The 24,918-nt window shown below is 62.8% G+C and carries 26 protein-coding genes and 1 tRNA gene; 18 read left to right on the forward strand and 9 right to left on the reverse strand.

Going from position 1 to position 24,918, the window contains the following annotated elements:
- Positions 1–11: 11 nt before the first annotated feature.
- Complete coding sequence (gene hemE / locus K7H91_RS21065) at positions 12–1,037, reverse strand: uroporphyrinogen decarboxylase (protein WP_230722171.1); 1,026 nt, start codon at positions 1,035–1,037, stop codon at positions 12–14.
- Positions 1,038–1,445: 408 nt separating this feature from the next.
- Between hemE and K7H91_RS21070 the strand changes: the two genes are divergently transcribed.
- From K7H91_RS21070 to dnaQ, 5 genes are read left to right on the forward strand one after another with little or no spacing between them, the layout of a single operon-like run.
- Complete coding sequence (locus K7H91_RS21070) at positions 1,446–2,267, forward strand: pyruvate, water dikinase regulatory protein (RefSeq protein ID WP_230722172.1); 822 nt, start codon at positions 1,446–1,448, stop codon at positions 2,265–2,267.
- A 19-nt stretch (positions 2,268–2,286) separates the two neighbouring features.
- On the forward strand, positions 2,287–2,901 hold the full coding sequence (locus K7H91_RS21075; protein WP_230722173.1) for a Maf family protein: 615 nt from the start codon (positions 2,287–2,289) through the stop codon (positions 2,899–2,901).
- Complete coding sequence (locus K7H91_RS21080; RefSeq protein ID WP_230722174.1) at positions 2,894–3,754, forward strand: shikimate dehydrogenase; 861 nt, start codon at positions 2,894–2,896, stop codon at positions 3,752–3,754. Before K7H91_RS21075 ends, K7H91_RS21080 begins: the two co-directional genes overlap by 8 nt.
- Positions 3,751–4,374: a dephospho-CoA kinase gene (gene coaE / locus K7H91_RS21085; RefSeq protein WP_230722175.1), complete on the forward strand. Its 624-nt coding sequence runs from the start codon at positions 3,751–3,753 to the stop codon at positions 4,372–4,374. The genes K7H91_RS21080 and coaE overlap by 4 nt, the downstream gene beginning before the upstream one ends.
- Positions 4,374–5,087: a DNA polymerase III subunit epsilon gene (dnaQ, locus tag K7H91_RS21090; protein ID WP_230722176.1), complete on the forward strand. Its 714-nt coding sequence runs from the start codon at positions 4,374–4,376 to the stop codon at positions 5,085–5,087. The genes coaE and dnaQ overlap by 1 nt, the downstream gene beginning before the upstream one ends.
- Positions 5,088–5,163: 76 nt before the next feature.
- On the opposite strand, the gene K7H91_RS21095 is transcribed toward dnaQ, so the two are convergent.
- Positions 5,164–6,054: an NAD-dependent epimerase/dehydratase family protein gene (locus K7H91_RS21095; protein ID WP_230722177.1), complete on the reverse strand. Its 891-nt coding sequence runs from the start codon at positions 6,052–6,054 to the stop codon at positions 5,164–5,166.
- A 236-nt stretch (positions 6,055–6,290) separates the two neighbouring features.
- Here K7H91_RS21095 and K7H91_RS21100 point away from each other — a divergent pair, with 236 nt between their 5' ends.
- From K7H91_RS21100 to K7H91_RS21110, 3 genes are all read left to right on the forward strand, one after another.
- On the forward strand, positions 6,291–7,244 hold the full coding sequence (locus tag K7H91_RS21100) for a sugar-binding transcriptional regulator (protein ID WP_230722178.1): 954 nt from the start codon (positions 6,291–6,293) through the stop codon (positions 7,242–7,244).
- A 144-nt stretch (positions 7,245–7,388) separates the two neighbouring features.
- Positions 7,389–8,483 carry a carboxynorspermidine decarboxylase gene (gene nspC / locus K7H91_RS21105; RefSeq protein WP_230722179.1) on the forward strand — a complete coding sequence of 365 codons (1,095 nt, stop codon included), beginning with the start codon at positions 7,389–7,391 and terminating at the stop codon, positions 8,481–8,483.
- Between the two features lie 58 nt (positions 8,484–8,541).
- Positions 8,542–9,786: a saccharopine dehydrogenase family protein gene (locus tag K7H91_RS21110; RefSeq protein WP_230722180.1), complete on the forward strand. Its 1,245-nt coding sequence runs from the start codon at positions 8,542–8,544 to the stop codon at positions 9,784–9,786.
- A 42-nt stretch (positions 9,787–9,828) separates the two neighbouring features.
- On the opposite strand, the gene K7H91_RS21115 is transcribed toward K7H91_RS21110, so the two are convergent.
- A complete protein-coding gene (locus K7H91_RS21115; protein ID WP_230722181.1) occupies positions 9,829–10,293 on the reverse strand; it encodes a hypothetical protein in 465 nt (154 codons plus the stop codon).
- Positions 10,294–10,499: 206 nt separating this feature from the next.
- On the opposite strand from K7H91_RS21115, the gene coaBC reads away from it, so the two are divergent.
- Positions 10,500–11,699 (forward strand): bifunctional phosphopantothenoylcysteine decarboxylase/phosphopantothenate--cysteine ligase CoaBC, encoded by a 1,200-nt coding sequence (coaBC, locus tag K7H91_RS21120; protein WP_230722182.1) that lies wholly within the window; start codon positions 10,500–10,502, stop codon positions 11,697–11,699.
- A 27-nt stretch (positions 11,700–11,726) separates the two neighbouring features.
- Here coaBC and K7H91_RS21125 read toward each other — a convergent pair whose 3' ends face one another.
- A complete protein-coding gene (locus tag K7H91_RS21125) occupies positions 11,727–13,019 on the reverse strand; it encodes an ActS/PrrB/RegB family redox-sensitive histidine kinase (protein ID WP_230722183.1) in 1,293 nt (430 codons plus the stop codon).
- A 13-nt stretch (positions 13,020–13,032) separates the two neighbouring features.
- Positions 13,033–15,495, reverse strand: coding sequence for an ATP-dependent helicase HrpB (gene hrpB, locus K7H91_RS21130; RefSeq protein ID WP_230722184.1), 2,463 nt, complete (start codon positions 15,493–15,495; stop codon positions 13,033–13,035).
- A 177-nt stretch (positions 15,496–15,672) separates the two neighbouring features.
- On the opposite strand from hrpB, the gene K7H91_RS21135 reads away from it, so the two are divergent.
- The 3 genes from K7H91_RS21135 to K7H91_RS21145 are packed head-to-tail and all read left to right on the forward strand — an operon-like array spanning position 15,673 to position 17,701.
- Positions 15,673–16,440: a DeoR/GlpR family DNA-binding transcription regulator gene (locus K7H91_RS21135; RefSeq protein WP_230722185.1), complete on the forward strand. Its 768-nt coding sequence runs from the start codon at positions 15,673–15,675 to the stop codon at positions 16,438–16,440.
- A gap of 3 nt (positions 16,441–16,443) precedes the next feature.
- Positions 16,444–17,208 carry a triose-phosphate isomerase gene (locus tag K7H91_RS21140; RefSeq protein WP_230722186.1) on the forward strand — a complete coding sequence of 255 codons (765 nt, stop codon included), beginning with the start codon at positions 16,444–16,446 and terminating at the stop codon, positions 17,206–17,208.
- Positions 17,209–17,236: 28 nt separating this feature from the next.
- Positions 17,237–17,701, forward strand: a complete 465-nt coding sequence (locus K7H91_RS21145; RefSeq protein ID WP_230722187.1) for an RpiB/LacA/LacB family sugar-phosphate isomerase — start codon at positions 17,237–17,239, stop codon at positions 17,699–17,701.
- A gap of 96 nt (positions 17,702–17,797) precedes the next feature.
- Here the strand turns inward: K7H91_RS21145 and K7H91_RS21150 are convergent, their stop codons facing one another.
- A complete protein-coding gene (locus tag K7H91_RS21150) occupies positions 17,798–19,084 on the reverse strand; it encodes an Hsp70 family protein (protein ID WP_230722188.1) in 1,287 nt (428 codons plus the stop codon).
- 155 nt (positions 19,085–19,239) lie between these two features.
- Here K7H91_RS21150 and K7H91_RS21155 point away from each other — a divergent pair, with 155 nt between their 5' ends.
- The 5 genes from K7H91_RS21155 to K7H91_RS21175 all read left to right on the forward strand — a co-directional run bounded on the left by K7H91_RS21155 (position 19,240) and on the right by K7H91_RS21175 (position 22,102).
- Entirely contained in the window at positions 19,240–19,587 is a 348-nt protein-coding gene (locus K7H91_RS21155; protein WP_230722189.1) for an MliC family protein, read from the forward strand.
- 6 nt (positions 19,588–19,593) lie between these two features.
- Positions 19,594–20,115, forward strand: a complete 522-nt coding sequence (locus tag K7H91_RS21160) for an AAA family ATPase (RefSeq protein ID WP_230722190.1) — start codon at positions 19,594–19,596, stop codon at positions 20,113–20,115.
- 116 nt (positions 20,116–20,231) lie between these two features.
- Positions 20,232–21,137, forward strand: a complete 906-nt coding sequence (locus tag K7H91_RS21165; RefSeq protein ID WP_230722191.1) for a DMT family transporter — start codon at positions 20,232–20,234, stop codon at positions 21,135–21,137.
- A gap of 50 nt (positions 21,138–21,187) precedes the next feature.
- Entirely contained in the window at positions 21,188–21,799 is a 612-nt protein-coding gene (gene folE, locus K7H91_RS21170) for a GTP cyclohydrolase I FolE (protein WP_330166031.1), read from the forward strand.
- Between the two features lie 227 nt (positions 21,800–22,026).
- Positions 22,027–22,102 (forward strand) — tRNA-Thr (locus K7H91_RS21175).
- Positions 22,103–22,131: 29 nt separating this feature from the next.
- Here the strand turns inward: K7H91_RS21175 and K7H91_RS21180 are convergent.
- On the reverse strand, positions 22,132–22,764 hold the full coding sequence (locus tag K7H91_RS21180; protein WP_230722192.1) for a hypothetical protein: 633 nt from the start codon (positions 22,762–22,764) through the stop codon (positions 22,132–22,134).
- 10 nt (positions 22,765–22,774) lie between these two features.
- Positions 22,775–23,005, reverse strand: coding sequence for a helix-turn-helix domain-containing protein (locus K7H91_RS21185; protein WP_230722193.1), 231 nt, complete (start codon positions 23,003–23,005; stop codon positions 22,775–22,777).
- Between the two features lie 92 nt (positions 23,006–23,097).
- Here K7H91_RS21185 and K7H91_RS21190 point away from each other — a divergent pair, with 92 nt between their 5' ends.
- On the forward strand, positions 23,098–23,415 hold the full coding sequence (locus K7H91_RS21190) for a hypothetical protein (RefSeq protein ID WP_230722194.1): 318 nt from the start codon (positions 23,098–23,100) through the stop codon (positions 23,413–23,415).
- A gap of 279 nt (positions 23,416–23,694) precedes the next feature.
- On the opposite strand, the gene K7H91_RS21195 is transcribed toward K7H91_RS21190, so the two are convergent.
- On the reverse strand, positions 23,695–24,918 hold a 1,224-nt coding region (locus K7H91_RS21195), incomplete at its 5' end, for a virulence-associated E family protein (RefSeq protein ID WP_230722195.1).

Here is a 24,918-nt window from a genome sequence, read left to right on the forward strand (position 1 = left end):
CTTGAAAAAGATTATTCTTCGCCTCTGACGAGCCGGACAAGTGCTGCCACATGCTCGGGATCAGCCTCGGGCGTGATTCCGTGGCCAAGATTGAAGATCAGCGGCCCGTCCGCAAGCGCTTCGAGAATGGCAAGGGCGCGGCTTTTCATCGCATGGCCGCCGGCGACCACGGAAAGCGGGTCGAGATTGCCCTGCACCGGCCCATCCTTCTGCAGGTCTCTGGCGATGGCAAGAGGCACCGTCCAGTCGAGGCCGATCGCGTCCGCCCCGGTCTTGGCGCGATACGAGGCGAGGTTGGGGCCCGCGCCCTTGGCAAAGGCGATGATCTTCGCGCCCGGATGTTTCGCCCGCACCTTCGCAACGATTCGTGCGACCGGCGCTGCGGCAAAGTCGGCAAAATCCTCCTCGCCGAGCACACCGGCCCAGCTGTCGAATATCTGCACAGCGCCAGCGCCGGCCTCTAGCTGGCGGATCAGGTAGTCGGCCGAAAGATCGGCGAGATAGTCGAGAAGCCTCAGGAATTCGCGTCTGTGGCGATAGGCAAACAGCCGCGCCGGCGCCTGGTCGGGCGTGCCGCGACCGGCAATCATATAGGTCGCCACCGTAAAGGGCGCACCGCAGAAGCCGAGCAGCGCCGTTTCCTCCGGCAGTTCCCGCCGTATCCGCTTCACCGCTTCGATGACCGGATCGAGCCGGCCTGCGTCATAGCTCTTTTCAAGAGCCAAGATGGCGTCTGCGTCGATCGGATCGAGTCTCGGTCCTTCACCCGCCTCAAAGCGGACATTGCGCTTCAGCGCATCGGGAATGACCAGAATGTCGGAAAACAGGATCGCCGCGTCAAAGCCATATCGCCTGATCGGCTGCAACGTCACTTCTGTTGCAAAGTCCGGATTGTAACAGAGGTTCAGAAAGCCTCCGGCCTTCTCCCGCACCTTTCGGTACTCCGGCAGATAGCGTCCTGCCTGGCGCATCAGCCAGATCGGCGGCGGGTTTACGGTCTCGCCATCCAGCACCCGTTCCAGTGCCCTTTTCGCCATATCCCCAGCCTCGCCTCTAAATGAATCTTGTTATCTTCGGTTTCTTTTATTTCTTAGAGTCTGTGACGATCAAGGATTAAAGCTTTTGCCGCAGTCATGAGTCATTTCCCCGGTTTCCAGTTTTGCATCGGTGATTTTCGGACCCGCGATTTCGGCAAACCGGGGATTTCGCTGTTCACCTCAATGGATTCAACGCCTCCCGGCTCTGGCGCAAGACGGAAACCCTGTGTAAAACCCACGGAAAAGCGGTGCGATGGTCGGCATTGTCCCCGTTTTCAACAGGCTGGATTTCACGCTTCCGTCATTTGAGCATATGTGGATAAACACGCGCACTGCCCACAGGCGAAAACCGGATGAGATTTTTTGTCCCGGTTTCTCCAATGTTATGAACAGCAGGCGAAGGACATAGTGGAAAACCGGAAAAACTTCTTTCACCTGCATCTGATCTCCGATTCGACGGGCGAAACGCTGATCTCGGCGGGCCGCGCGGTCTCCGCCCAGTTCGGCGGTCATGAGCCGATCGAGCATGTCTATCCGCTGATCAGAAGCCGCAAACAGCTTCTCACCGTGCTGCGCGCGATCGATGAGGCGCCGGGCATCGTGCTTTATACCGTTGTTAATGAAGAGCTTTCCGCCCTGATCCACGAGATGTGTCGCGATATGGGCGTGCCGAGCGTCAATGTGCTGGAGCCGGTGGCCGCCGTGTTCCAGTCCTATCTCGGCACCACGCTGCAGCGCCGCGTCGGCGCCCAGCACAGCCTCAACGAGGATTATTTCGCCCGGATCGAGGCGCTGAATTTCACCATGGAACATGATGACGGCCAGATGCCCGAGACCTATGACGAGGCCGATATCGTCATACTGGGGATAAGCCGCACGTCGAAAACGCCGACATGCGTCTATCTCGCCAATCGCGGCGTCAAGGCGGCCAATATCCCGATCGTGCCGGGGGTTGCGCTGCCGGACAGTCTCTACCGCGCTGAAAAGCCGCTGATCGTCTGCCTGATCGCGTCCACGGGGCGGATTTCGCAGGTGCGCGAATATCGTGAATTCGGCGCCGGCGGCGATCACGGCAAGAGCGATTATACCGACCGCGCCGTCATTGCCGAGGAACTGAAATATGCCCGCTCGCTGGCCGCCCGAAACGACTGGCCGATTATCGACGTCACCCGCCGCTCGATCGAGGAGACGGCCGCCGCCATCCTCGCCCTGAAACACCAGCGCGGCTGAAAAGGCCGGAAGGAGAAACATGAGCGCTACCCCTGAAAAACCGGCGATCGTGCTTGCCTCGACCAGCCCGTCGCGCCGGGCGCTGCTTGCAAATGCCGGTCTCGTCTTCACCGCGAAAAAGCCGGATGTCGACGAGCGCGCCGTCGAAGCGCCCTATCTGAAGACGGGCGCAACACCCGCTTTTCTCGCTGCCCTGCTGTCGCGCGAAAAGGCGCTCGATGTTTCGGCGCGGGCGGAAAATGCGTTTGTGATCGGCGGCGACCAGGTGATGGAATTCGAAGGCAGGCCCTATTTCAAGCCGGAAAGTCGTGAAGAAGCCCGCGATCATCTGAAGCGGCTTTCGGGCCAGAGCCATTCGCTGATCAGCGCATTCGCGATTGCCAGAGACGGCGAAATTGTCTTCGAGGCCGCGGAGACGGCGCGGCTCACCATGCGCACGCTCGGTGAGGCGGCGATCGATCGCTACCTCGCGCTGCTTCCGGATGAGGTGCTTTTTTCCTCCGGCGTTTACCAGCTTGAAGGACCGGGCGTGCAACTGTTTTCGAAAATCGAAGGCGATTTCTTCACGATACTGGGCCTGCCGATGCTGACGCTTTTGAAGGGCTTGCGCAAACTGGGAGCGATTGATGAGTGATTCACGTGAAACGGCAAGACCGAAGGCCTGCGTCATCGGCCATCCTGTGGATCAGTCGCGCTCGCCGCTGGTGCATGGCTACTGGCTGAAGAAATACGGCATTGACGGAGAGTATGTCCGTCAGGATGTCGCGCCCGGCGCAATCGGCGAATTCATGGATAAGTTGCGCTCCGGCGAGGCCGGCTATGTCGGCTGCAATGTCACTATGCCCTACAAGGCCGCAGCCTTCGAGCTTGCCGATGAGCGCGACGAGCTTGCCACCACGCTCGGCGTCGCCAACACGCTGTGGGTGGAAGGTGGCCGCATCCACGCGACCAATACCGATGGCTTCGGCTTTGCCAGCAGCCTCGACGCGCTCCATCCCGGCTGGGATTATGCCGAGCGCGCGGTGGTGCTGGGCGCCGGCGGCGGCGCCAGCGCCGTGGTGCTGGCGCTGAAGAATCGCGGCTTTTCCCATGTCCATATTGTCAACCGCACGCTCGCGCGCGCCTCAGAGCTCGCCTTCAGGCTTGGCGACCGGGTTCATGCCCACGACATGGACAATCTCGAAGCGGTGATGGAAGGCGCCGGCCTGTTCGTCAACACCACCTCGCTCGGCATGAAGGGCGGCGCGGTTCCGGATTTCGATTTCTCGCCGCTCAATGAAAACGCGATCGTCGCCGATATCGTCTACGTGCCGCTCGAAACGCCGATCCTCAAACAGGCGAAACAACAGGGTTTCAGAACCGCCGAAGGCATCGGCATGCTGCTGCACCAGGCCGTGCCCGGTTTCGAGAAATGGTTCGGCCGAAAGCCCGACGTCGATGACGGGCTGATGGCCGAAATCCTTGCCGATCTCGGGGAAACGGCATGATCGTGCTCGGCCTCACCGGATCGATCGGCATGGGCAAGTCGACCACGGCGGGCTTTTTCGCCGAGGCGGGCATGCCGGTCTTCAACGCCGATGACGCCGTACACCGGCTTTATCGCGGCCGTGCTGTCGAACCTGTGGAAGCGGTCTTCCCCGGCGTCGCCGTCAATGGCGCGATCGACCGGCAGAAGCTCAGCAAGGCGCTTGCCGGCAAGGCCGAGAACTTCAAGCGGCTCGAGGCGATCGTCCATCCGCTGGTGCGCGAGGAACGACGCGCCTTTCTGGAGCAGGCCCAGGCCGATGGCGCGCCGATCGCGGTGCTCGACATACCGCTGCTTTATGAGACCGGCGGCGAGCGCGATGTCGATTATGTCGTGGTCGTCACCTGCGATCCGGAAATCCAGCGCGAACGCGTGCTGTCGCGGCCGGAAATGACGGTGGAAAAACTCGAAACCGTGCTGAAACAACAGCTCCCCGATGGCGAAAAACGCGCGCGGGCCGATTATATTGTCGACACCGGCAACGGCATGGACGCGGCGCGTACGGCGGTTGGCGCGATCATTGCCGATCTGAAAACACGGGGCCCGCGGGCGACAACAGACAGCACAAGGGACAATATCTGATGAAGGCGCAGCGCGATATCATCTTCGATACCGAAACCACCGGTATGGACAAGAATGACGATCGGATCATCGAGATCGGCGCCGTCGAACTGCTTGACCATTTTCCGACCGGCCGCACCTTCCACGTCTATATCAATGCCGATGGCAAGACCGTGCACCCGGAAGCCCTGCAGGTGCACGGCATCACCGACGAGTTCCTGCAGGACAAGCCGAAATTCTCGGAAATCGCCGATGATCTTCTGGCCTTTTTCGACGGCGCGCGCTGGATCGCCCACAATGCCGCGTTCGACATGGGCTTCATCAATGTCGAGCTCGGCCGGTTGGGCAAGGGGCCGATCGCCGATGACATGGTGCTCGACACCCTGGCGCTGGCGCGCCGCAAGCATCCCATGGGCCCCAACAGCCTCGACGCGCTCTGCAAGCGTTATTCGATCGACAATGCCCACCGCACCAAGCACGGCGCGCTGCTCGATGCCGAATTGCTGGCGGAAGTCTATATCGAGATGTCGGGCGGCAGACAGGCCGCGTTCCGCCTCGTCAATGCCGGCGACGGCGATCAGTATGATGCCGATGGCAATGTCCGCAAACTCCCGCCCCTCGTCCGCCCCCGCCCGCTTGCCCCACGCATTCACCCGGAAGAACTGGAAGCCCACGCGAAAATGGTCGCCGAGATCGGCGACAAGGCGTTGTGGCATTCGGTGGCGGTGGAGTAGCGGGCGGGGCGGCTGCCACCCCTGATCTCCCCCTCAAGGGGGGAGATAGTGCGGGCGTTCCTCCGGCCCAACCATCTCACTTCACATATTTGCGCCAGTCATGCTCTTCCTTGAACCCCAGAACCTCGCGGATCTTGCGGTTGGAGAGTGGGGCCTCGTATTCTTCCAGTTCGCGCGTGATCGGCGTGTTGGGAGCGTATTTGGCGAGGAAGCTTGCGGTCGGTTCGTTGGCGGTGATGGTGTCGTTGGTGGCGTTGAACACCTGAAAGCCGAGGCCATCTTTCTCAAGGCAGAGATCGACGATCTGGCCGAGATCGCGGGCGTCGATATAGCTCCAGGCATTGCGCTTGCGCGAGGGCGGATCGGCGAGGAAGCCCGGGAAATTGGCATAGTCTTCCGGCGAGATCACGTTGCCGATCCTGAGGGCGTAAATGTCGGCGCCAAAGCGCATGGCGAAGGCGCGGGCGGTTTTCTCGTTGCAGACCTTGGAAAGCCCGTAGCTGTCCATCGGGTCGACATCGTAATCCTCTTCCAGCGGGAACGACTTGAAATCCTTGTCGCCCTCGGTGAAGCAGACGCCATAGGTGGTTTCGCTGGAGGCGATGATCACCTTGCGCACGCCAAGTTTCATCGCCGCCTCGATGACATTGTAGGTCGAGACCACATTCGTCTCATAGGTCACATTGTCGGGCTGCAGCAGCACGCGCGGCACGGCGGCGAAATGGACGACCGCGTCCGGCGCCTTCGGCAGCGCGCCGCTCTCATAGCCATCAAAGCCGAAATGCATCGACAGCGCGTTGAAAACCTCGCCGCTCTTGGTGAGATCGGTGGTGAGCGTATTCACGCCCGGATGGTCGAACGGTTTCAGGTCGAGATTGAGGACGCTGTGACCCCTGTTCAGAAGATAGGGAATGACATCGCGGCCGGCCTTGCCGCTGCCGCCGGTGAAAACGATACGCTTGCTCATGGTTCCTCACTGTCCGCCATCTTGATATGGCGGCTTTTCCCGATCCGTTAGGACGGCGCGAAACCGCCGCTGCCTGCTTTTATCGTCATCGCCCCCCGATCGACAAGCGCCCGCGTGCCGAAAACCGGTTTTCGGGGAATGAGCGACAGCAAGCGCCGGGACTGGTTCCCTTCAGGCGCTGCAGGCACTAAGCTGCCGGTTGACGAAGGCTCAACCAAGGAAGATGGCGGCCCGCAATGGCGAAGAAAATCGGCAAAACTTCCCGTCTCGACGATGCGGCCCGCGCCGGCTGGCTTTACTATGTCGCCGGCCGCACCCAGGACGAGATTGCCGCCGCCATGGGCATTTCCCGCCAGAGCGCCCAGCGCCTGGTATCGCTGGCCATGTCGGAACGGCTGATCAAGGTCCGCCTCGACCACCCGATCGCCGAATGCCTGGCGCTTTCAAGCGCGCTGCAGCAGGAATTCGGGCTGAAACAGGCGGTGGTGGTGCCGAGCGATCCGGGCTCCGACAGTTCCGTCGCCGGCATTGCCGAGGAAGGCGCCGCCGAAATCGAGCGCTGGCTGAAACGCGCCGAGCCGACCGTGCTTGCCATGGGTACCGGGCGCACGCTGCGCGCCGCCGTTGAGCAGCTGCCGCCGATGGATTGCCCGCAACACCGGATCGTCTCGCTCACCGGCAATATCAGCCCGGATGGCTCGGCGGCCTATTACAACGTCATCTTCCTGATGGCCGACGCCATCAATGCCCGCCATTTCCCGATGCCGCTGCCGGTTCTGGTGTCGACGCCCGAGGAGCGCATCCTGTTTCACGCTCAGCCGCTGGTGAAGCCGACGCTGGAGCTCGGTGCCACAGCGGATGCGACATTCGTCGGCATCGGCGAGCTTGGCGCGCACGCGCCCCTTCTGGTCGACGGTTTCCTGACGGCCGGCGAGATGGAGGAACTGCTTGCCGCGGGCGCTGCCGGCGAAATCTGCGGCTGGATCTTCGGCGACAACGGCCAGCTTCTGGACCACCCGATCAACCAGCGCGTTGCCAGCATTCCCATTCCGGTCCATGAGGATACCACGGTGTTTGGCCTCGCCCGGGGCGCGCGCAAGCATCGCGCCATCCGCGCGGCCGTCCGCGGCGGTCAGATTAACGCGCTGATCACCGATGAGGACGCGGCCCGCTATCTGTTGAAGGGCTGAGAGCGTTGCGACCGGGGCTTTATGCTGTCGACCCGGCGAAATCCCCGCTTCGAGGTTGATTTTACCGTCCGCTTGAATATGTAGACCCCGACAGCCCGTCGCGCCCGGGCGCTTCTTTGACGCCGCCTGAAAGAGGTCACGCCGATGCAAACGCCCTATTATCTCATCGACAAGCAGCGCCTGACAGCGAACATGGAAAAGATAGCATGGTTGCGCCAGGCCTCCGGCGCCAAGGCCCTGCTCGCGCTCAAATGCTTCGCCACCTGGTCGGTGTTTGACCTGATGAGCCAGTATATGGACGGCACCACCTCTTCCTCGCTCTACGAGGTCAAACTCGGCTACGAGAAATTCGGCGGCGAGACCCACGCCTATTCGGTGGCCTATGGCGAAGACGAGATCGACGAAGTGCTCGCCAATTGCGACAAGATCATCTTCAATTCGGTCGGTCAGCTTTCCCGGTTCGAGCGTCAGTCGGCTGACAGGATCCGCGGCTTGCGCGTCAATCCGCAGGTCTCGAGCTCGGATTTCGACCTCGCCGATCCCGCCCGGCCGTTCTCGCGGCTCGGCGAGCATGATCCGGCGGTGATCGAGCCGGTGCTCGACAAGGTTACCGGCTTCATGTTCCATAACAATTGCGAAAACGAGGATTTCGAACGTTTCGACGACATGCTCGGCGTGATCGAAGAGCGTTTTGGCCATCTCCTGTCGCGGCTCGACTGGGTCAGCCTTGGCGGCGGCATCCATTTCACCGGCGAAAACTATCCGCTGGAAAGGCTTGCCGACCGGCTGAAGGCGTTTGCGGAAAAATACAGCGTTCAGGTCTATCTGGAACCCGGCGAGGCGGCGATTACGGGTGCCGCGACGCTGGAAGTGACGGTGCTCGACACGCTCAACAACGGCAAGGATCTCGCCATCGTCGATTCATCGATCGAGGCCCATATGCTCGACCTGCTGATCTATCGCGAGCGCGCCACGATTTTGCCCGATACCGGGCCGCACAAGGTGATGATCTGCGGCAAGTCCTGCCTTGCGGGCGATATTTTCGGCGAATTTTCCTTCGAGCAGCCGGTGAAGGTCGGCGATCGTCTTTCGATCGAAAACGCCGCCGGTTATACGATGGTCAAGAAGAACTGGTTCAATGGCGTGAAAATGCCGGCGATCGCCCATCGGGAGCTGGATGGAACCATCCGTCCCGTGCGCCAGTTCGGCTATGAGGATTATGTCGCGAGCCTTTCGTGACGCTTGATTTTTCACCGGCCCAGCGGCCACAACGGACGAAACCGGAGACGTTGTCCTGATGAAGAAGAATGTCCTGATTATCGGCGCCGGCGGCGTCGCCCAGGTGGTGGCTCATAAATGCGCCCAGAACAATGATGTGCTCGGCGACATTCATATCGCCTCGCGCACCAAGGCGAAATGCGATGCGATCATCGAAAGCATCATGGAAAAGAAGGCGCTGAAGCAGGAGGGCGTGTTGCAGGCGCACCAGCTCGACGCGCTTGATATTCCCGCGACCGTCGGCCTGATCAAGGAGACCGGCGTCGAGATCGTCATCAATGTCGGCACGGCGTTTCTCAACATGTCGGTTCTGGAAGCCTGCCTCGAGACGGGCGCGGCCTATATCGACACCGCCATCCATGAAGAGCCCGACAAGATCTGCGAAACCCCGCCGTGGTATGCCAACTACGAGTGGAAGCGGAAGGACCGTTGCGCCCAGAAGGGCGTGACCGCGATCCTCGGTGCCGGCTTCGACCCAGGCGTCGTCAACGCCTATGCGCGCCTTGCCAAGGACGACTATGTCGACGACATCACCGATATCGATATCGTCGACATCAATGCCGGCAGCCACGGCAAGTATTTCGCCACAAATTTCGATCCGGAGATCAATTTCCGCGAGTTCACCGGCGTGGTCTATGCCTGGCAGAACAATGAGTGGACGACGAACAAGATGTTCGAGATCGGCCATGAATTCGATCTGCCGGTCGTGGGCAAGCAGAAGGCCTATATGTCCGGCCATGACGAGATCCACTCGCTGGCCAAGAATATGGGCTCGCCCAATGTCCGCTTCTGGATGGGCTTCGGAGATCATTACATCAACGTCTTCACCGTGCTCAAAAGCCTCGGCCTCTTATCGGAGCAGAAGGTGAAATTGGCCGACGGCCAGGAAGTGGTGCCGCTCAAGGTGGTCAAGGCCGTGCTGCCCGATCCCTCCTCGCTCGCGCCCGGCTATACCGGCAACACCTGCATCGGCGATTTCGTCAAGGGCACCAAGGACGGCAAGCCGGCGGAAGTGTTCATCTACAACGTGTCGGACCACAAGCAAGCCTATAACGAGGTCGGCTCGCAGGGCATTTCCTACACCGCCGGCGTGCCCCCGGTCGCGGCGGCCATGCTGGTGGCCACCGGCGAGTGGGATGTGAAGACCATGGCCAATGTCGAGGAACTGCCGCCCAAGCCGTTCCTGCACATCCTGAACCAGATCGGCCTGCCGACCCGGATCAGGGACGAAAACGGCGACCGCGCGCTCGATTTCTCGAAGTAGATTGAGACCCGGCGCGGCCTGTCGAAACAGGCCGCGCCGGCTTCAGCGCGCAAGGCCGAACTGAATCTCGATCCGGTGATAACCGGCCTTGGCGCCGTTCCATGCATGATAGATTTCCCGGCTCTCGCCAGAGAAGACATGGCGGGAGTGCTCGATCTCTTCCACAAGCGGCGCGTAGCCTTTCGTGAACAGACCCCGTAGCGTACCCTGATAGGTGGTAGTCGCGACGATGATCGGCTCGAATGCCTTGAGCGCGAAGTCGCCCTGATGGCTGTATCCGTCGGGCACCGTCACCAGGCAGCAGATCGTCCAGTCGAACAGCGTCTTGCCGTCATGGGGTAGGTTCTGCGCCATGAATATCCATGGACCGGCGATCGCGAGGCCACAGGCCGCCGCCTCGTTTTCAATCTTCGGCGACAGCTCCGCCGCCGCCGCCTTTACGTCAGGGATGGCAAGGCGGCGCGATGCCGTCAGTCCCTTGAATGCTTCCGTCTCGATAATTTTCATCTCGTCCAACCCTGTTTCGACAGGCGTGATAGACCCGCATTCGTTGGGAACCAACGAAATCTGTAGAAGATTTTTTCTTTCTGTGGCTTCAATCGACGGTCCGGAAGACGAATTTTTCTCCGGCTAGGCTCTCGCCCTTCAAGGGAGGTTTTCCGGCGCAGCATCCATGCTAATGATAGCGGCAGAATGGTAGGGAAAGCACGCTCATGTCGCTTCAGGAAAAACGCATCCTTCTGATCATCGCCGGCGGCATCGCGGCTTACAAAAGCCTCGACCTGATCCGGCGGCTGAAGGAGCGGGGCGCGGCGGTGACCCCGATAATGACCGCGGCGGCGCAGGAATTCATCACGCCGCTTGCCGTCGGCGCGCTGACGGGCGGGCATGTGTTCACCGATCTGTTCTCGCGCGAGGACGAGCAGGATGTCGGCCATATCCGGCTCGCCCGCGAGCATGACCTGATCGTCGTCGCCCCCGCCACCGCCAGCCTGATGGCGAAGATGGCGGCCGGGATCGCCGATGATCTCGCCGGCGCGGTGCTTCTGGCGCGCGATTGCCCGGTGATGATCGCGCCCGCCATGAACCCGAAAATGTGGACTGCCGCGCCGACTTCGCGCAACCTCGCGACCCTCGTCGGCGACGGCATCATGACCCTCGGCCCGATGGCGGGCGAAATGGCCGAGCGCGGCGAGGCCGGAACGGGCCGGATGGCCGAACCGCTCGAAATCGTCGCTGCCGTCGAAGCGTTTTTCGACGAAGCGCCAAAGCCGCTTGCCGGCCGCCGCGCGGTCGTCACTTCCGGCCCGACGGTCGAAGCGATCGATCCCGTGCGCTATATCGCCAACCGCTCCTCCGGCCGTCAGGGCCACGCGATTGCCGCAGCCCTTGCCCGGCTCGGCGCGGAGGTCACGCTGGTCGCAGGTCCGGTCAATATCGCCGATCCCGCAGGCGTCACCACCGTGCATGTCGAAAGCGCGCGCGAGATGCTCGCCGCGGTGGAGGTCGCGCTGCCCGCCGATATCGCGGTCATGGTCGCGGCGGTATCGGACTGGCGGGCGGAGGATGCCGCCCCGCAGAAGATGAAGAAGAAGCCCGGCGAGGCCCCGCCGCCGCTGAAACTGGTCGAAAACCCCGATATCCTGAAAACCGTCGGCCATCATCCAGACCGCCCGGCGCTGGTCGTCGGCTTTGCCGCCGAAACCAACGACGTCGCCGCCTATGCCCGCGACAAGCTCGACCGCAAGGGCGCCGACCTGATCGTCGCCAACGACGTGTCGGAAGAAGGCGTCATGGGCGGCCAGCGCAATCGGGTCACGCTGGTGACAAAGGATGGCGTGGAGGATTGGCCGGATATGGACAAGACCGACGTTGCCGAGCGGCTTGCCGCATGGATCGCGGGCCGGTTTTAGAACCTCTCCCCATACGCAAAGCTGCCCTCACTCCGTCTCCATCCGCCAGCGCGGCCAGGTGATGGTGATGCGGGCGCCGCCGTCGTTTTCGAAGGCGAGCGTCGCGCCGGCGCGTTCCAGCAGCGTCTTGGCGATGAACAGGCCGAGACCCAGCCCGCCGGCCCGGTTGGCGCCCTCGCGATCGGGTTGGCGGTCCGAGACGAAGGGATCGCCAATGCGCGCGAGAATGTCCGGCGCGAAGCCGCCGCCATCGTCGCTGACGGTGATGGTCACGCGCGTGGCATCGTGGCGCGCCTCGATTTTCACCGCCCGCCCGGCATGTTCGACGGCGTTTTCGATGATGTTGCCAAGGCCGTAAAGCACTGCCGGGTTGCGCTGGCCAACCGGTTCCGGGCCGTCGCCCTCGATGCTGATCTCCATTTCCGCAACAAACGGCCGGTGGGGGGCCGCGGCCTCCTCCAGCAGCGAGGACAGCGGCAGCCGGCGCATATGGCTCTCGTCCTCCTTGGAAAGCGAGGCGAGCCGGGAAAGAATGTCGCGGCAGCGCTGGCTCTGGCTGACGAGCAGTTGCACATCCTCGCCATGGTCCGGATCATCGCCGAGCGCACGCGCCATCTCCTTGGCCACGACCGAGATCGTGGCAAGCGGCGTTCCGAGTTCATGGGCGGCGGCGGCGGCCAGACCGTCGAGCTGGGACAGGTGCTGCTCGCGCTGCAGCACCAGCTCGGTCGCCGCCAGCGCATCCGAGATCTGCTCGGCCTCCAGCGAGATCCGGTGGGCGTAGAAGGCGGCGAAGCTCAGCATCGAGACGATCCCGATCCAGATGCCGAATTTCAGCACCGGCTCGATCTGGAGCGAAAGCCCCTCATACCAGGGCAGCGGAAACGGCTCGATCGCCAGCACGGAAACGCCCGCGACCGCAAGCACCAGAAGCGCCATGGCATGGCGCAGCGGCAGCGCAGTGAAGGAAATGATCACCGGCACCGAAATCAGCGGCACGAACGGATTGGCAAGCCCGCCGGTCAGGTAAAGCAGGGCGGTAAGCTGGGCGAGGTCGAAGCCGAGCAGGGCGAAGGCGAAGCGCGGCTCCACCCGCTGTGTCGCCGGAAAGCGCAGCGTCAGGATCAGATTGCCGAGCGCGAGCGCCGCGATCAGCGCGAAGACGGGAATGATCGGCATCGAGAAGTCGATGCCGAAGGCCACGAAGGTCGCGGTCGTGGTCTGGCCCGCCACCGCCAGCCAGCGTAGCCGCACCAGCGTCTGCAGACGCAGGCTGCGGCGGCGTTCCTTCTCCAGCATTTCCGGTGGCGGCGCCCTCATGGCCTGTCTCCTGTCACGTTCCGCGCGGCTTGGCCCTGCGCGTTGCTTCGGCCTCGGCCGGGTTTTCCGGCCAGAGATGTTTCGGGTAGCGCCCGCGCATATCGGCGCGCACATCCTTCCACGACCCCGCCCAGAAACCGGGAAGATCGCGGGTGGTCTGGATCGGCCGTCCGGCGGGCGAGGTCAGTTCCAGAAGCAGCGGCACGCCGCCGGCAATCGTCGGATGGGCCTTCAGCCCGTAGAGCATCTGCACCCGGATCGACAGCACCGGCTCGTCGCCATCATAGCGGATCGGCAGCCGGTCGCCGGTGGGCGCGGTGAAATGGGTGGGCGCCAGCCGGTCGAGATCGGCGGCGAGCGGATAGGGCAGCAGCGATTTGAGCCCGTCCGTCAGGCTTTTGGGCGTAACCGCCGCAAGCGACGTCTGGCCGGTCTGGAACGGCGTGAACCAGGCATCGAGGCTGTCGAGCAACCCGTCATCGCTGACATCCGGCCAGGGCGGACCAAGCTTGCGGTGCAGAAAGCCGATGCGCTCTCTCAGATGCGCCGCCTCCTTCGGAAGATCGATCAGCGCAAGTCCGTGCTGGCGCAGGCCCTCTGCCAGCGCCGCGGCCGCCTGTTCGCCCGCGGGTTTCTTGACCGCGCGTTCGGAAAGCACCAGCGCGCCGAGCCGGCGGACATGGCGGGCGCGCACCGACAGGCTGTCGCGGTCGAACACGCATTCCTCCAGCGTCTCGATCCCCGGCTGCGCCTCGATAACGGCGCGCGACAGCGGGCAGGCGGCGAGAATCCGTCCGCGCGCGGCCGATCCGGTCAGATCGGCGATCACCAGAAAATCCTGGCCGGCGAGCGGATCGTCCTCGGCAAGCTCCGCCCCGCGCCCGTTCGCCATCAAATAGCGCCCGAGCCCGCCGCGCGCCATCGCGATCCGGTCGGGAAAGGCGTGGATCAGCGCTTCGCCGGGGTCGAACGGGCCGTCCGCGCGGACGTTGCCCGCCGCCTTCGCGATCCGGCTGGCCAGACCGCGCGCGGCCTCGGCGCGGGGCGACCGATCGGCGGCAAACCGGCGCAGCCGCTCCGACAGATCGATGCCGGTGCCGCCAAGCCCCTGCTCGCTCATCAGCACGGCAAGCCGCGCGGCGTCTCGGGCATGCCCCTCGCGGCCGGCCTTGATCACCATGGCGGCAAGGCGCGGCGGCAGCGACAGCGCGCGGATGCGTTCGCCGGTTTCGGTCAGTCGGTCATCCTCTCCCAGCGCTCCGAGCGACTTAAGCAACTTCCTCGCCTCGGCAAGGGCCGGCGCGGGCGGCTGGTCGGGAAAGGCAAGCTGGGCGGGGTCGGTGACGCCCCAATGGGCGAGATCGAGCACGAGGCCGGAGAGATCGGATTTCATGATTTCCGGCGGGCTGAAGGGGGCAAGGGCCGCGGTCTGGCCCTCATGCCAGAGCCGCAACGCAATCCCCGGCGCGGTGCGCCCCGCGCGGCCGGCGCGCTGGTCGGCGGCCGCGCGCGAGACCTTCACGGTTTCCAGCCTTGTGATGCCGGTGGCTGGCTCATAGGCGGGCTGGCGCTGCAAGCCGCTGTCGATGACGATGGTGACGCCGTCAATGGTGATCGAGGTTTCGGCGATCGAGGTGGCGAGCACCACCTTGCGGCGGCCCGCCGGCGCGGGCCTGATCGCGGCATCCTGCTCGGCGCGGGTGAGATTGCCGTAAAGCGGCGCGATATCGGTGTCCTCCCCCACCCTTCCCTCCAGTCGCTCGGCGGTGCGGCGGATTTCGGCCTGGCCCGGCAGGAAGGCAAGGATCGAGCCGTCTTCGGTCGCGAGCATGGCGCGCACGGCATCGCTCACGCTGTCCTCGATGCGCGCTTGCGGCGGCCGGGCCTGATAGCGAAGCTCGACCGGATAGGCCCTGCCCTTGCTTTCGATCACCGGCGCATCGCCGAGAAGGGCGGCGATCCGGGCAACATCCAGCGTCGCCGACATCACCAGCACCTTCAAGTCCTCGCGTAGGCCCGCGCGGATATCGAGGGCCAGCGCCAGCCCGAAATCGGCGTCGAGCGAGCGCTCGTGAAACTCGTCGAAGATCAGCGTCGAAATGTCGGAAAGCTCGGGGTCTTCCAGCGCCATGCGGGCAAACACGCCCTCTGTCACCACCTCGATGCGGGTTTTGGCCGAGACTTTGGTGTCGAGCCGCATGCGGTAGCCGACGGTGCCGCCGGGCTCCTCGCCGAGAAGGGATGCCATGCGAAAGGCGCTGGCGCGGGCGGCAAGCCTTCGCGGCTCCAGCAGGATGATCCTGCCCGGCGGGCCGTGCTCCAGAAGGTGCAGCGGCACCAGCGTGGTCTTGCCGGCGCCCGGCGGCGCGGACAGAACCGCGCGGCCATGGCGCTTCAGCGCCGCCGTCAGCGGCTCCAGCACGGCGGTGACGGGCAGCGCCCTGGTTTCATCCTTCATATCCGCGCGGTCCTGCATTGCATCCGCCTCCTGATAGAGCAAAAGCGGCTTTCGGGCAAAGCGTGGTTTGACGGTGTGCGATCACAGCCTTTCTTCACAAAGTCACATTAAAAGATAACATAATATCTTCACATTGATTGATTATGGGTAATCACGATGTTAATCACTCATCATGCAAATGCGTGAGGATGTCCATTGAAACTCGATGACCGCCGTCGGGACATCGTTGATCTGCTGGTCGAGGAAGGCACGGTCTCGCTCGATGACCTGGCATTGCGCTTTGCCGTCTCAAAGATGACGATCCACCGCGATCTGGATGATCTTGAGGCCGAGGGCCTGCTGCGCAAGGTGCGCGGCGGTGCCACGATCGAGGCGAGCGGCCAGTTCGAAAGCGATTATCGCTACCGCGCGAAGATGGCGCCGGCGCTGAAAAGCGCGATCGCGCACCGCGCCGCCGATTTCATCGAGTCCGGTATGAGCGTGATGGTCGATGACGGATCGACCTCGGAGGCGGTCATTCCCTTCCTGATCGAAAAGCGGCCGCTGACGGTGATCACCAACAATCTTTCGATCGTCAATGGGCTTTCGGGGCAGGGCGGCATCAGCCTGATCGCGCTTGGCGGCGATTTTTCCAAGAAGTTCAATGGCTTCTTCGGGGTCATCACAATTGCCACGCTGTCAGACCTGCGCGCCGATATCGCGCTGATCACCAGTTCCTCGATCCATGGTCGCATCGCCTGCCACCAGGATCAGGAAGTGCTGCAGGTCAAGCGCGCGATGATGGCGGTCGCGCAGAAATCCTATCTGATGGCCGACCACAACAAGTTCGGCCGCACCGCCCTGCACCGGCTGGCCGATCTCGATGCCTTCGCCGGCGTGGTGACGAGCCGCGCGCTGCCCGAAGACCAGGCCGCGGAACTGACCAGCCAGGGCATAGAATTGTATTTCGCAGAGGAAGAGTGAGCGATGGCACGGTTTGACCGGTTCTTTGTCGGAACCAGCTGGAAGATGAACAAGACGCTGTCCGAGGCCGTCGCCTATGCCGATGCGCTCGCCGTCGCCAAGAGCGACGACCGCATCCAGCGCTTCGTCATCCCGCCTTTCACCGCGATCCGCGAGGTCAAGGCGCGGCTGGCGGATGCCGATGTGCTGGTCGGCGCGCAGAACATGCATTGGGACGATCGCGGCGCGTGGACCGGCGAAATTTCTCCCGTGATGCTCGCCGATTGCGGCATGGATATCGTCGAGCTCGGCCATTCGGAGCGGCGCGCCAATTTTGGCGAGACCGACGAAACCGTCGGCCTGAAGACCGAAGCTGCGGTGCGCCACGGCATGATCCCGCTGATCTGCATCGGCGAGACCGAGGCGGAAAAGGATGCCGGCCGCGCCGATGACGTGCTGCATGCCCAGGTCGAGGCCGCGCTTTCGCGTCTCAGCGACGAGCAGAAGCAGGCCGAGATCATCTTCGCCTACGAGCCGGTCTGGGCGATCGGCGAGCGCGGCCATCCGGCCACGCCCGATTATGCCGAAGCGCGCCAGGCCAAGATCATCGACACCACGCGGCTTGTGACCGGCCGCGAACTGCCCTGCCTCTACGGCGGCAGCGTCAACCCCGGAAACTGCGCCGAAATGATCGCCTGCGACCATGTCGACGGGCTGTTCATCGGCCGTTCCGCCTGGCATGTCGAGGGCTATCTCGACATTCTGGAGCGGGTCGCGAAGGTCATCTGAACCCCTATTCTCTCGAAAGGAAAACACCATGAAGATTGCAGTCGCAGGAGACAGCGCCGGCGCCCCGCTCGCCAAGGTCATCGCCGAGCATCTGGCCGGCCGCGAAGGGTTCACCGTCTCCGAACTCAGCACACCGCCCAACAATGGCAACGAATATTACGCCAACCTGGCCGACCGCGTGACCGCCGGCATTCTGGACGGCACCTATGACCGGGCTATCCTCTGCTGCGGCACGGGCATCGGCGTCGCGATCTCGGCCAACAAGGTTCCGGGCATCCGCGCAGCCCAGACCCACGATACCTATTCGGCCGAACGCGCGGCGCTCTCCAACAACGCCCAGGTCATCACCATGGGCGCGCGCGTGATCGGAACAGAGCTGGCGAAATCGATCGCCGATGCTTATCTCGCCTGCGAATTCGACCCCAACGGCCGCTCCGCCGGCAATGTCCAGGCGATCAACGATCTGGACGCGAAGTACAACGCCAAGGGTTGATTTGGCGGGAGACTTGCCTTGCCCCTTGAGGGGCGAGGCGGCTTTCACAGGCGTTTCCGGATTGCTCTTTTCACCCTTACGCTCCGAAGATCACCGTTACACCTCCCCCGCGAACGCCTCGTCCTTGCCGATCAACGCCAGGCCGTGGGCGATCGACAGCAGTTCGCCGCCGGTCTCGATGTCGGAAAACCGGTTCTCGAAAATCCGGCGCACCGCCGGCACGAAGGAGGTGCCGCCGGTGAGGAACACCTTGTCGATATCCCTCGGCGACAGCCCGGCGTCGACGATGGCCTCGTCCAGCGTCGCCTCCATCTGGGCGAGCTCGCCAGCGATCCAGCCTTCGAAATCCGCGCGGCGGATTGTACGGCGGCTTTCGCGGCCAAGCGGCGCGAAGAAGAAGTCGGCCTCGTCGGCCTCCGACAGCGCCCGCTTGGCGGCCGAGACGGCTTCATAGAGCGGATAGCCCTCGTCATTCTCGATCAGCTCGATGAACAGTTCCAGCGCGTCCGGATCGGTCGCGTCGCGCACCAGGCTTTTGAGATCGGTGAAGTCGCGGGTGGTCTTGAAGATCGAAAGCTGGCTCCAGCGGCCGAAATTGGCGTAATAGTTCGACGGCACGTCGAGCGTCTTGCCGAAGCTTCTGTAATGCGTGCCCTTGCCGATCATCGGGCTCACCACATTGTCGATGATCCGGTAGTCGAACATGTCGCCGGCAACGCCGACGCCGGAATGCGACAGCGGCTCGGCGGAAAGCTTTCCGGCGGCCCTCGAAAACCGGATGATCGAATAGTCGGTGGTGCCGCCGCCAAAGTCCGCGACCAGAACATTGGCATCGCTCGTCAGCCGCTCGGCGAAATACCAGGCCGCCGCCACCGGCTCCAGCACGAAGCGGATTTCGGGAAAGCCGAAGCGCGACAGCGCGTCGTTGTAGCGGTCCAGCGCCAGCGCCTCGTCGGCGCCGATGCCGGCAAAGCGCACCGGCCGGCCGGCGACTACGCGCGACACATCGGACGGCCAGCCGTCGCCGGCATAGGTCATCAGCTTTTCCAGAAACACCGCCATCAGGTCAGAGAACGTATGCCGGCGGCCGAGCACCGCCGTCTCCTTGAACAGCGGGCTTGCCGCATAGGTCTTGATCGATTGCAGGAACCGGCACTCGCCGGGATGGTCGATCAGCGTGCGGATCGCCGCAGCACCCGCCTCGGTCGCCAGCGGCGCGCCGAAGCCCGCCTGCCGGTCCTTCATGAAGGACAGGCAGGTGCGCATCGTATCGGTGATCCCGGCGCGGCTTTCGAAGGAGAGCGACCGGGTCTCGCCGGCGTTTTCGCCGGGGACCGCGATCACGGTGTTGGTCGTGCCAAAGTCGAGGCCGAGCGCGGTCATGGGGCTTATCCTGTCATGGTGGGCAAAGGGCGGCGGTTATACGTCGGCGGCGGGCGATTGCAAGACCCACAGCGAATTTTCAGCGATAAACCTATGCGTGTCGGCGGCTGCGGTGAAGCCGTGTATGATGCGGCCGGCATAAACAGGAGGACCCCATGAAAGCCGCAACCCTCACTGCAATCGCGCTGTCGCTCGCCGCCCTTCCCGCCGTGGCGGAGGACAAGGTTTCGCTCGACCTTCCCGAAGGGACCACCGAGATTTCGGCCAGCTATGACTGCGGCGATTTCACGCTCGACGCCCGCTACATCAATGGCGGCCAGATCATGCTTGCCGAGCTGCAATGGCCCGATAACCACATCATCGCGGCCGAAGTGATCGCGGCCTCCGGCGCGCGCTATGCCGCCGGGCCCTATGTCTGGTGGAGCAAGGGCGATGACGGCACGCTGTACGACGTGACCAAGGGCGAGAACGATCCGGGCATCGCCTGCACCGGAAAATCCTGAGGCGCAATGGACAATTTCTTCGTCCTTTCCGGCTGTTCGGGCGGCGGCAAGTCGACGCTGCTTGCCGCTCTCGCCGGGCGCGGTTACGCGAGCGTGGAAGAGCCCGGCCGCCGGATCGTGGCCGAGGAACTGGCCGGCGACGGCGCGGCGCTGCCCTGGGTGAACCTCGCAGCCTTCGCCCGCCGCGCCATCGATGTCGCGATCGCCGATTTCGAACGCATGCGCGACCACGACAGCCCGGTGTTTTTCGACCGCGGCCTTGTGGACGCGGCGGCGGCGCTTGCCCATGCCGGCGGCGATCTCGCGCCTGATCTGCTGGCCCGGTACCGCTACAATGCGCGTGTCTTCATGACCCCGCCCTGGCCGGAGATTTTCGAGACCGACGACGAGCGCCGGCACAATCTGGAACAGGGCAAGGCGGAATATCAGCGCCTGCTGCATTTCTACCCCGAACACGGCTATCATCCGGTCATTCTGCCGAAGACGACGGTGGAAGCGCGGGTCGATTTCATCCTCGGCCATCTTTGATCCTCTCTTTACGTCTCCGGGCGAACCGCCCGGCCGGCTGCACGGCTTGACCCCTAGCGAAGGCGGCGCTATCGGCTGATGACTGCCCGGCATGCGGGTACAGGCGGGAGGGGTTCATGGCAGCAGCAAGCCGGATGTCCGGCATCGGCCTTGCGGTGGCGGCGGTGGCCCTGCTTTCGGGCGTCGATGCGCTTGCCAAGAGCCTCGGTATGGCGCTGTCGAGCTTCCAGGTCGTGTTCCTGCGCTATGCCGTCTCGGCGCTGTTTCTCGCGCTGTTCGTCCTTGTCTTCGTGCGCCGCTGGCCGCGCCGGGGCTTCATGAAGGCCCATATGCTGCGCGGCTTTCTGGCGGCGGTGACGGCGAGCCTGTTCTTCTATGGCCTTGCCGGCATGCCGCTGTTGATGGCGCTCGCGCTGGCGATGACCGCGCCGATTTATATGGCGATGCTCGGCGCGCTGGTGTTCGGCGAGCGGCCGGGCCGTTTCGTGCTGATCGCCCTTGTGCTGGCGGTTTCCGGCTCGGCGCTGATCGTCGCCGCCAAGGGCTCCGGCTTTGCCGGCCCGCCGGTGACGCTACCGGTGATCGCGGCGGGGCTTGCAGCGCCCCTTGCCTATGCCTTCACCGCGATCGCGATGAAGAAATCCTCAGCCGATGATCATCCGGTGACGCTGAGCCTGATGCAGACCGCCTTTGCCGCGCTGTTCTGCCTGCCGATGGCCGCCCTCTTGTGGCAGACGCCGGCGGCCGCGCTCACCTGGCAGATCGGGCTGATCGGTCTTTGCGGTGCGCTTGGCTTCATCTGCCTGATTTCGGCGCTCGCCCGCATTCCGGCCTCGCTCTACGCCGTCATCGATTACTCCGCGCTGGTCTGGGCCGGCTTCTACGGCTTCGCGTTCTTCGGCGAGATCCCGGCCTGGCCGACGCTGATCGGCGGCGCGCTGATCGTGATCGCCTGCGTGCTGACGGCGCGCGACCAGAGACGGCCCGAGGAACTACGGACGAAATCGGGGCTTGAACCCTGATGGTCGCAAGGCCTACATAGCCCGCGACAGAACCGACCGACAGGTGACCCGTGAACACGATCCCGACCGATATCGACGCCCTTGAGGCTGAGCGCCTCCAGCGCGAGGCAATCATGAAGGCGGTCCATGATATTCTGGTGGCGCTCGGCGAGGACCCGACCCGAGAGGGCCTGAGCGATACGCCGCTTCGGGTCGCCAAGATGTACCAGGAAGTCTTCTCCGGCCGCGATGAAGACCCGCGCGCCCATCTTCAGACCGTATTCCAGGAAGACGGCCATGATGACATCGTCATCGTCCGGGACATCCTGTTCCACACCATGTGCGAGCATCACCTTCTGCCGTTCTTCGGCAAGGTCCATATCGCTTACCTGCCCGAGGGCGGGCGGCTGACGGGGCTTTCAAAACTCGCCCGCGTGGTCGACACCGTCTCCCGCCGCCCGCAACTGCAGGAACGCCTGACCGACGAGATCGCCGACGCCATCAATGATGCACTCGCGCCCAGGGGCGTGATGGTGATGGTGGAGGCCGAGCACATGTGCATGGCGATGCGCGGCATCAAGGCCCACGGCTCGAAGACCATCACCCTGGTCACCCGCGGCCTGTTCGATACCGACCGCGACCGCCGCGCCGAAACCCTCTCGCTGCTGAAGGCCCCGGCCTGACCGCCATTTTTTTAAACGCCCCGCGCGCAAGACGCTTGAAAAACAGCCGCAGAGCCTGTAACAGCGCACTGCAACGCGAAACCGCGTTCGGGCCGCTTTAGCTCAGTTAGTAGAGCACATCATTCGTAATTACCGGGTCCGCCCGAGAATGACGTTCGAAGCTAGTGGGTTGGCGGGTGACAGAATAAAATAGTAGGGCCATAGTAGGCTGGCCCTGCGCTTGGTAAGCCGCCTTAGCTCAGTTGGTAGAGCATCGCATTCGTAATGCGGGGGTCACGTGTTCGAGTCACGTAGGCGGCACCATCTAAGCATTTGATTTAAAATTAAAAAAATTAACTTTCGGCTCTTTGGTTGGCGCCTAAAAAGATGCTTCGTAGAATCTCATTTACGTCCCCTGCACGGCATGAAATCGTGCCGCTAACAAAATGCGGGAAACCCTGCTCTTCTTCCGTTTGATAGCTACATGCAAAGGCAGCCACAGCGTCATCATCCATATTAATATCTAGCTTAACAAGCTTCTCGTATGCATGAACCGTGAAGTTGAAAATTGCTGGGTTTAGATCAACCACGTCGCCGTACCATTTTAAAGCACTTTCGACACGCGATCTGTTTTCAGGTCGGCGTTCTTCTTGGATTGCCTGCAAAGCCAATTTTCTAGGCGCAAGACACATCGTCAACAGATCACTCTGTATTGGCATATCCTCTAAAACAGGAAGTCCCTTTATTTCGTTTATCAATTCTTGCTTGTGATGGAAGAGATTCCTAAGTGCTTTCAACGCGATAAATTCGTCAAATTCAAAAAAATCTGCACCCCGAGACTGGCGAAGCCGGTCGTTCAAACTGTGAATCGCGTTTAGAAGACTGAAAAGTGTATCTTGATCTGGCTCAGTACAGTGCCGAAAGTAAAAACGGAAAAAGCGTTCCGCTGCGCGCGAGCAGTCAATCGATTGTGACTCAATAGACATACGGGTAGCCCTAGGTACCAAGGTGATGATTGATCGACGGCCCAAAAAGTTCTGCCAAACCAGTCTGAAGGGCTAGAGCGATTTGATCTGCTGTATCAAGCGTCGCGTTTACTTGTCCTGCTTCGACACGACTCACGTATGCTTGGTCGGCTCCAATACGCATAGCAAGTTCTTCCTGCGAAATGCCGAGGGCAATTCGCCTTTCCTTAACAGCCATTCCAAAGCGCTTCTTGATGTCCATGAACGGCACAAAGCCGTTGCATGTAAATTTTCTCCATGTATTTTATTACATATTTGCGATTTGAACCCCTCGGACTCTGCAGGACAACAACAATGGCCGACTACAATTTTTGGATGGACCTGCTGGATACGTTTCAATCGTCGCCGAACTGGATCAAGGCGGTGTGGCTGCTGATCCCGCCCGGATTCCTGCTGGCGCTGATCGCCATGCTGATGCGCTATCGGATCGCCAGCAAGCGCGCGGAAAAAGCGCTCGATGGCGAGCTGATCTATTCCATTCATCGCCGCACTGACGGAGACCTGCAGATCGTCCGGCATCTGCCCGAAGTGGACCGAAACCCCGCGCTGCTGCTGCTTGACGACCCTTCCCGCGACGATCACGCGCCGCAAAACCACGGTAGCCACCCATAACCCCGCTCAGCGGCCCGTCGGAGGCCGTCAGACGCGCCCGGCGCGTTTGTGCTGGGCTATAGCCCGCCGCGCCTGGGCGGCCTCGGAGGACCTTGTGCGGGCGGCGGTGCAGTCCGGTCAATCTGCCCAAAGCTGGCGGCAGCGGGTGTAACCTGTAACCGTAACCTTGGCCCCAAAAAGACAAACGGGAGCAGGGGGAGTATGGCGCTCCCCCTTGCCGCCGCGCGGCACCGCGCACGGCACCGTTACGCGGGTTACGGTTACGCCATAGGCTTACATTCAAAACGGCGGTTCCGTGTCGGACGAGCCTGCCTTGACCCGCTCCAGCGTGGGCATGCCGCCATCGCCGCGCCGGGCGATCCATTCCTCCTTGCGCTCATCGTCGGTGCCGCGCGCAAAACCCTTGCGCGGCGAGATGCCGCCCTGGCCGGGATCGTGAAGACGGAAGGTATTATAATCCCAACCGATCCGGTCCATGATCATCCGCAGGCGTTGCGCCTCGGGTGCCCTCATCCTGCCGCCCTCGAAGCCGAGGAGGAGCTTGACGCTTTCCAGCGAGACGCGGCCTGTGCGCTCGCCGAACCAGTCTTCGAGCACGGGTTCGAAGGTGTCTTCGACAAGGCGCACGGTCTGCACGTCCGCTGCCGCCTTCCAGAGATGGCGCGGCAGCCCGATCTCCTCGCCGGCCCGTTCCCGCACCACCGCCTCGGCCCAAAGCTGGTGCACGTCTTCCTTCAACCTCGCCAAGGCGATTTCGGCCACCTTTACGGGCCAGAAACGGCGATTGCCGGTCAGGTCGCGCAGATAGGCGTCTTCATTGGTGGTGCCGATAATGATGCAGTGCCGCCGATAGCCGCGCGCATCGTGACCGTAGGCCTTGCGGTAGTTATCCGTGTCCGTGCTGAGGAATTTCTTCAGGCTCTGGCTCGTGGTGTGGTTCATGCCGTCGAGCTCCTGGCACTCGACAATCCATGCGCGGGCGAGGAGCTCGGCCTTGGTCTTGTCGTCGCTCTTCAGATCGAGATTGCCGCAGAACCACTCCTTGCGGACGGCAAGCCGCTCCGCGAGGCCGGATTTGCCGGCCCCTTGCGGACCTTCGAGCACCAGCATCGTGTCGAACTTGACGCCGGGCTGCTTGATCCTCCGCACACCGGCGATCAGCAGCTTGGAGCCGAAGGCGCGGTTGAGCTCGCTATCCTCGGCACCGCAATAATCCCTCAGCCATGTATCGATGCGCGGCGTGCCATCCCAGGCGAGGCCGTCGAGATAATCGATGACCGGATGATAAGCCTGATCGTGGGCAACCGCGATCAGCTCCCGCCTGACGGCGCTTGGGCTCGCCTTGAAATGCAGGTCCCGCAGGAACTTGCTGCTCAGGATTTCGATGATCTCGTTGAGGTCGCGGTCGTCGAGACCCTGTCCCGTGATCTCGTCGGCATTGACGAAGAGGTTTCGGCGCGCGTCAACGTTCCATTGGCCGCATCCGCGCAGCGCCTTTCGCAA

The organism is Martelella mediterranea (assembly GCF_021021415.1).
Lineage (GTDB): Bacteria > Pseudomonadota > Alphaproteobacteria > Rhizobiales > Rhizobiaceae > Martelella > Martelella mediterranea_C.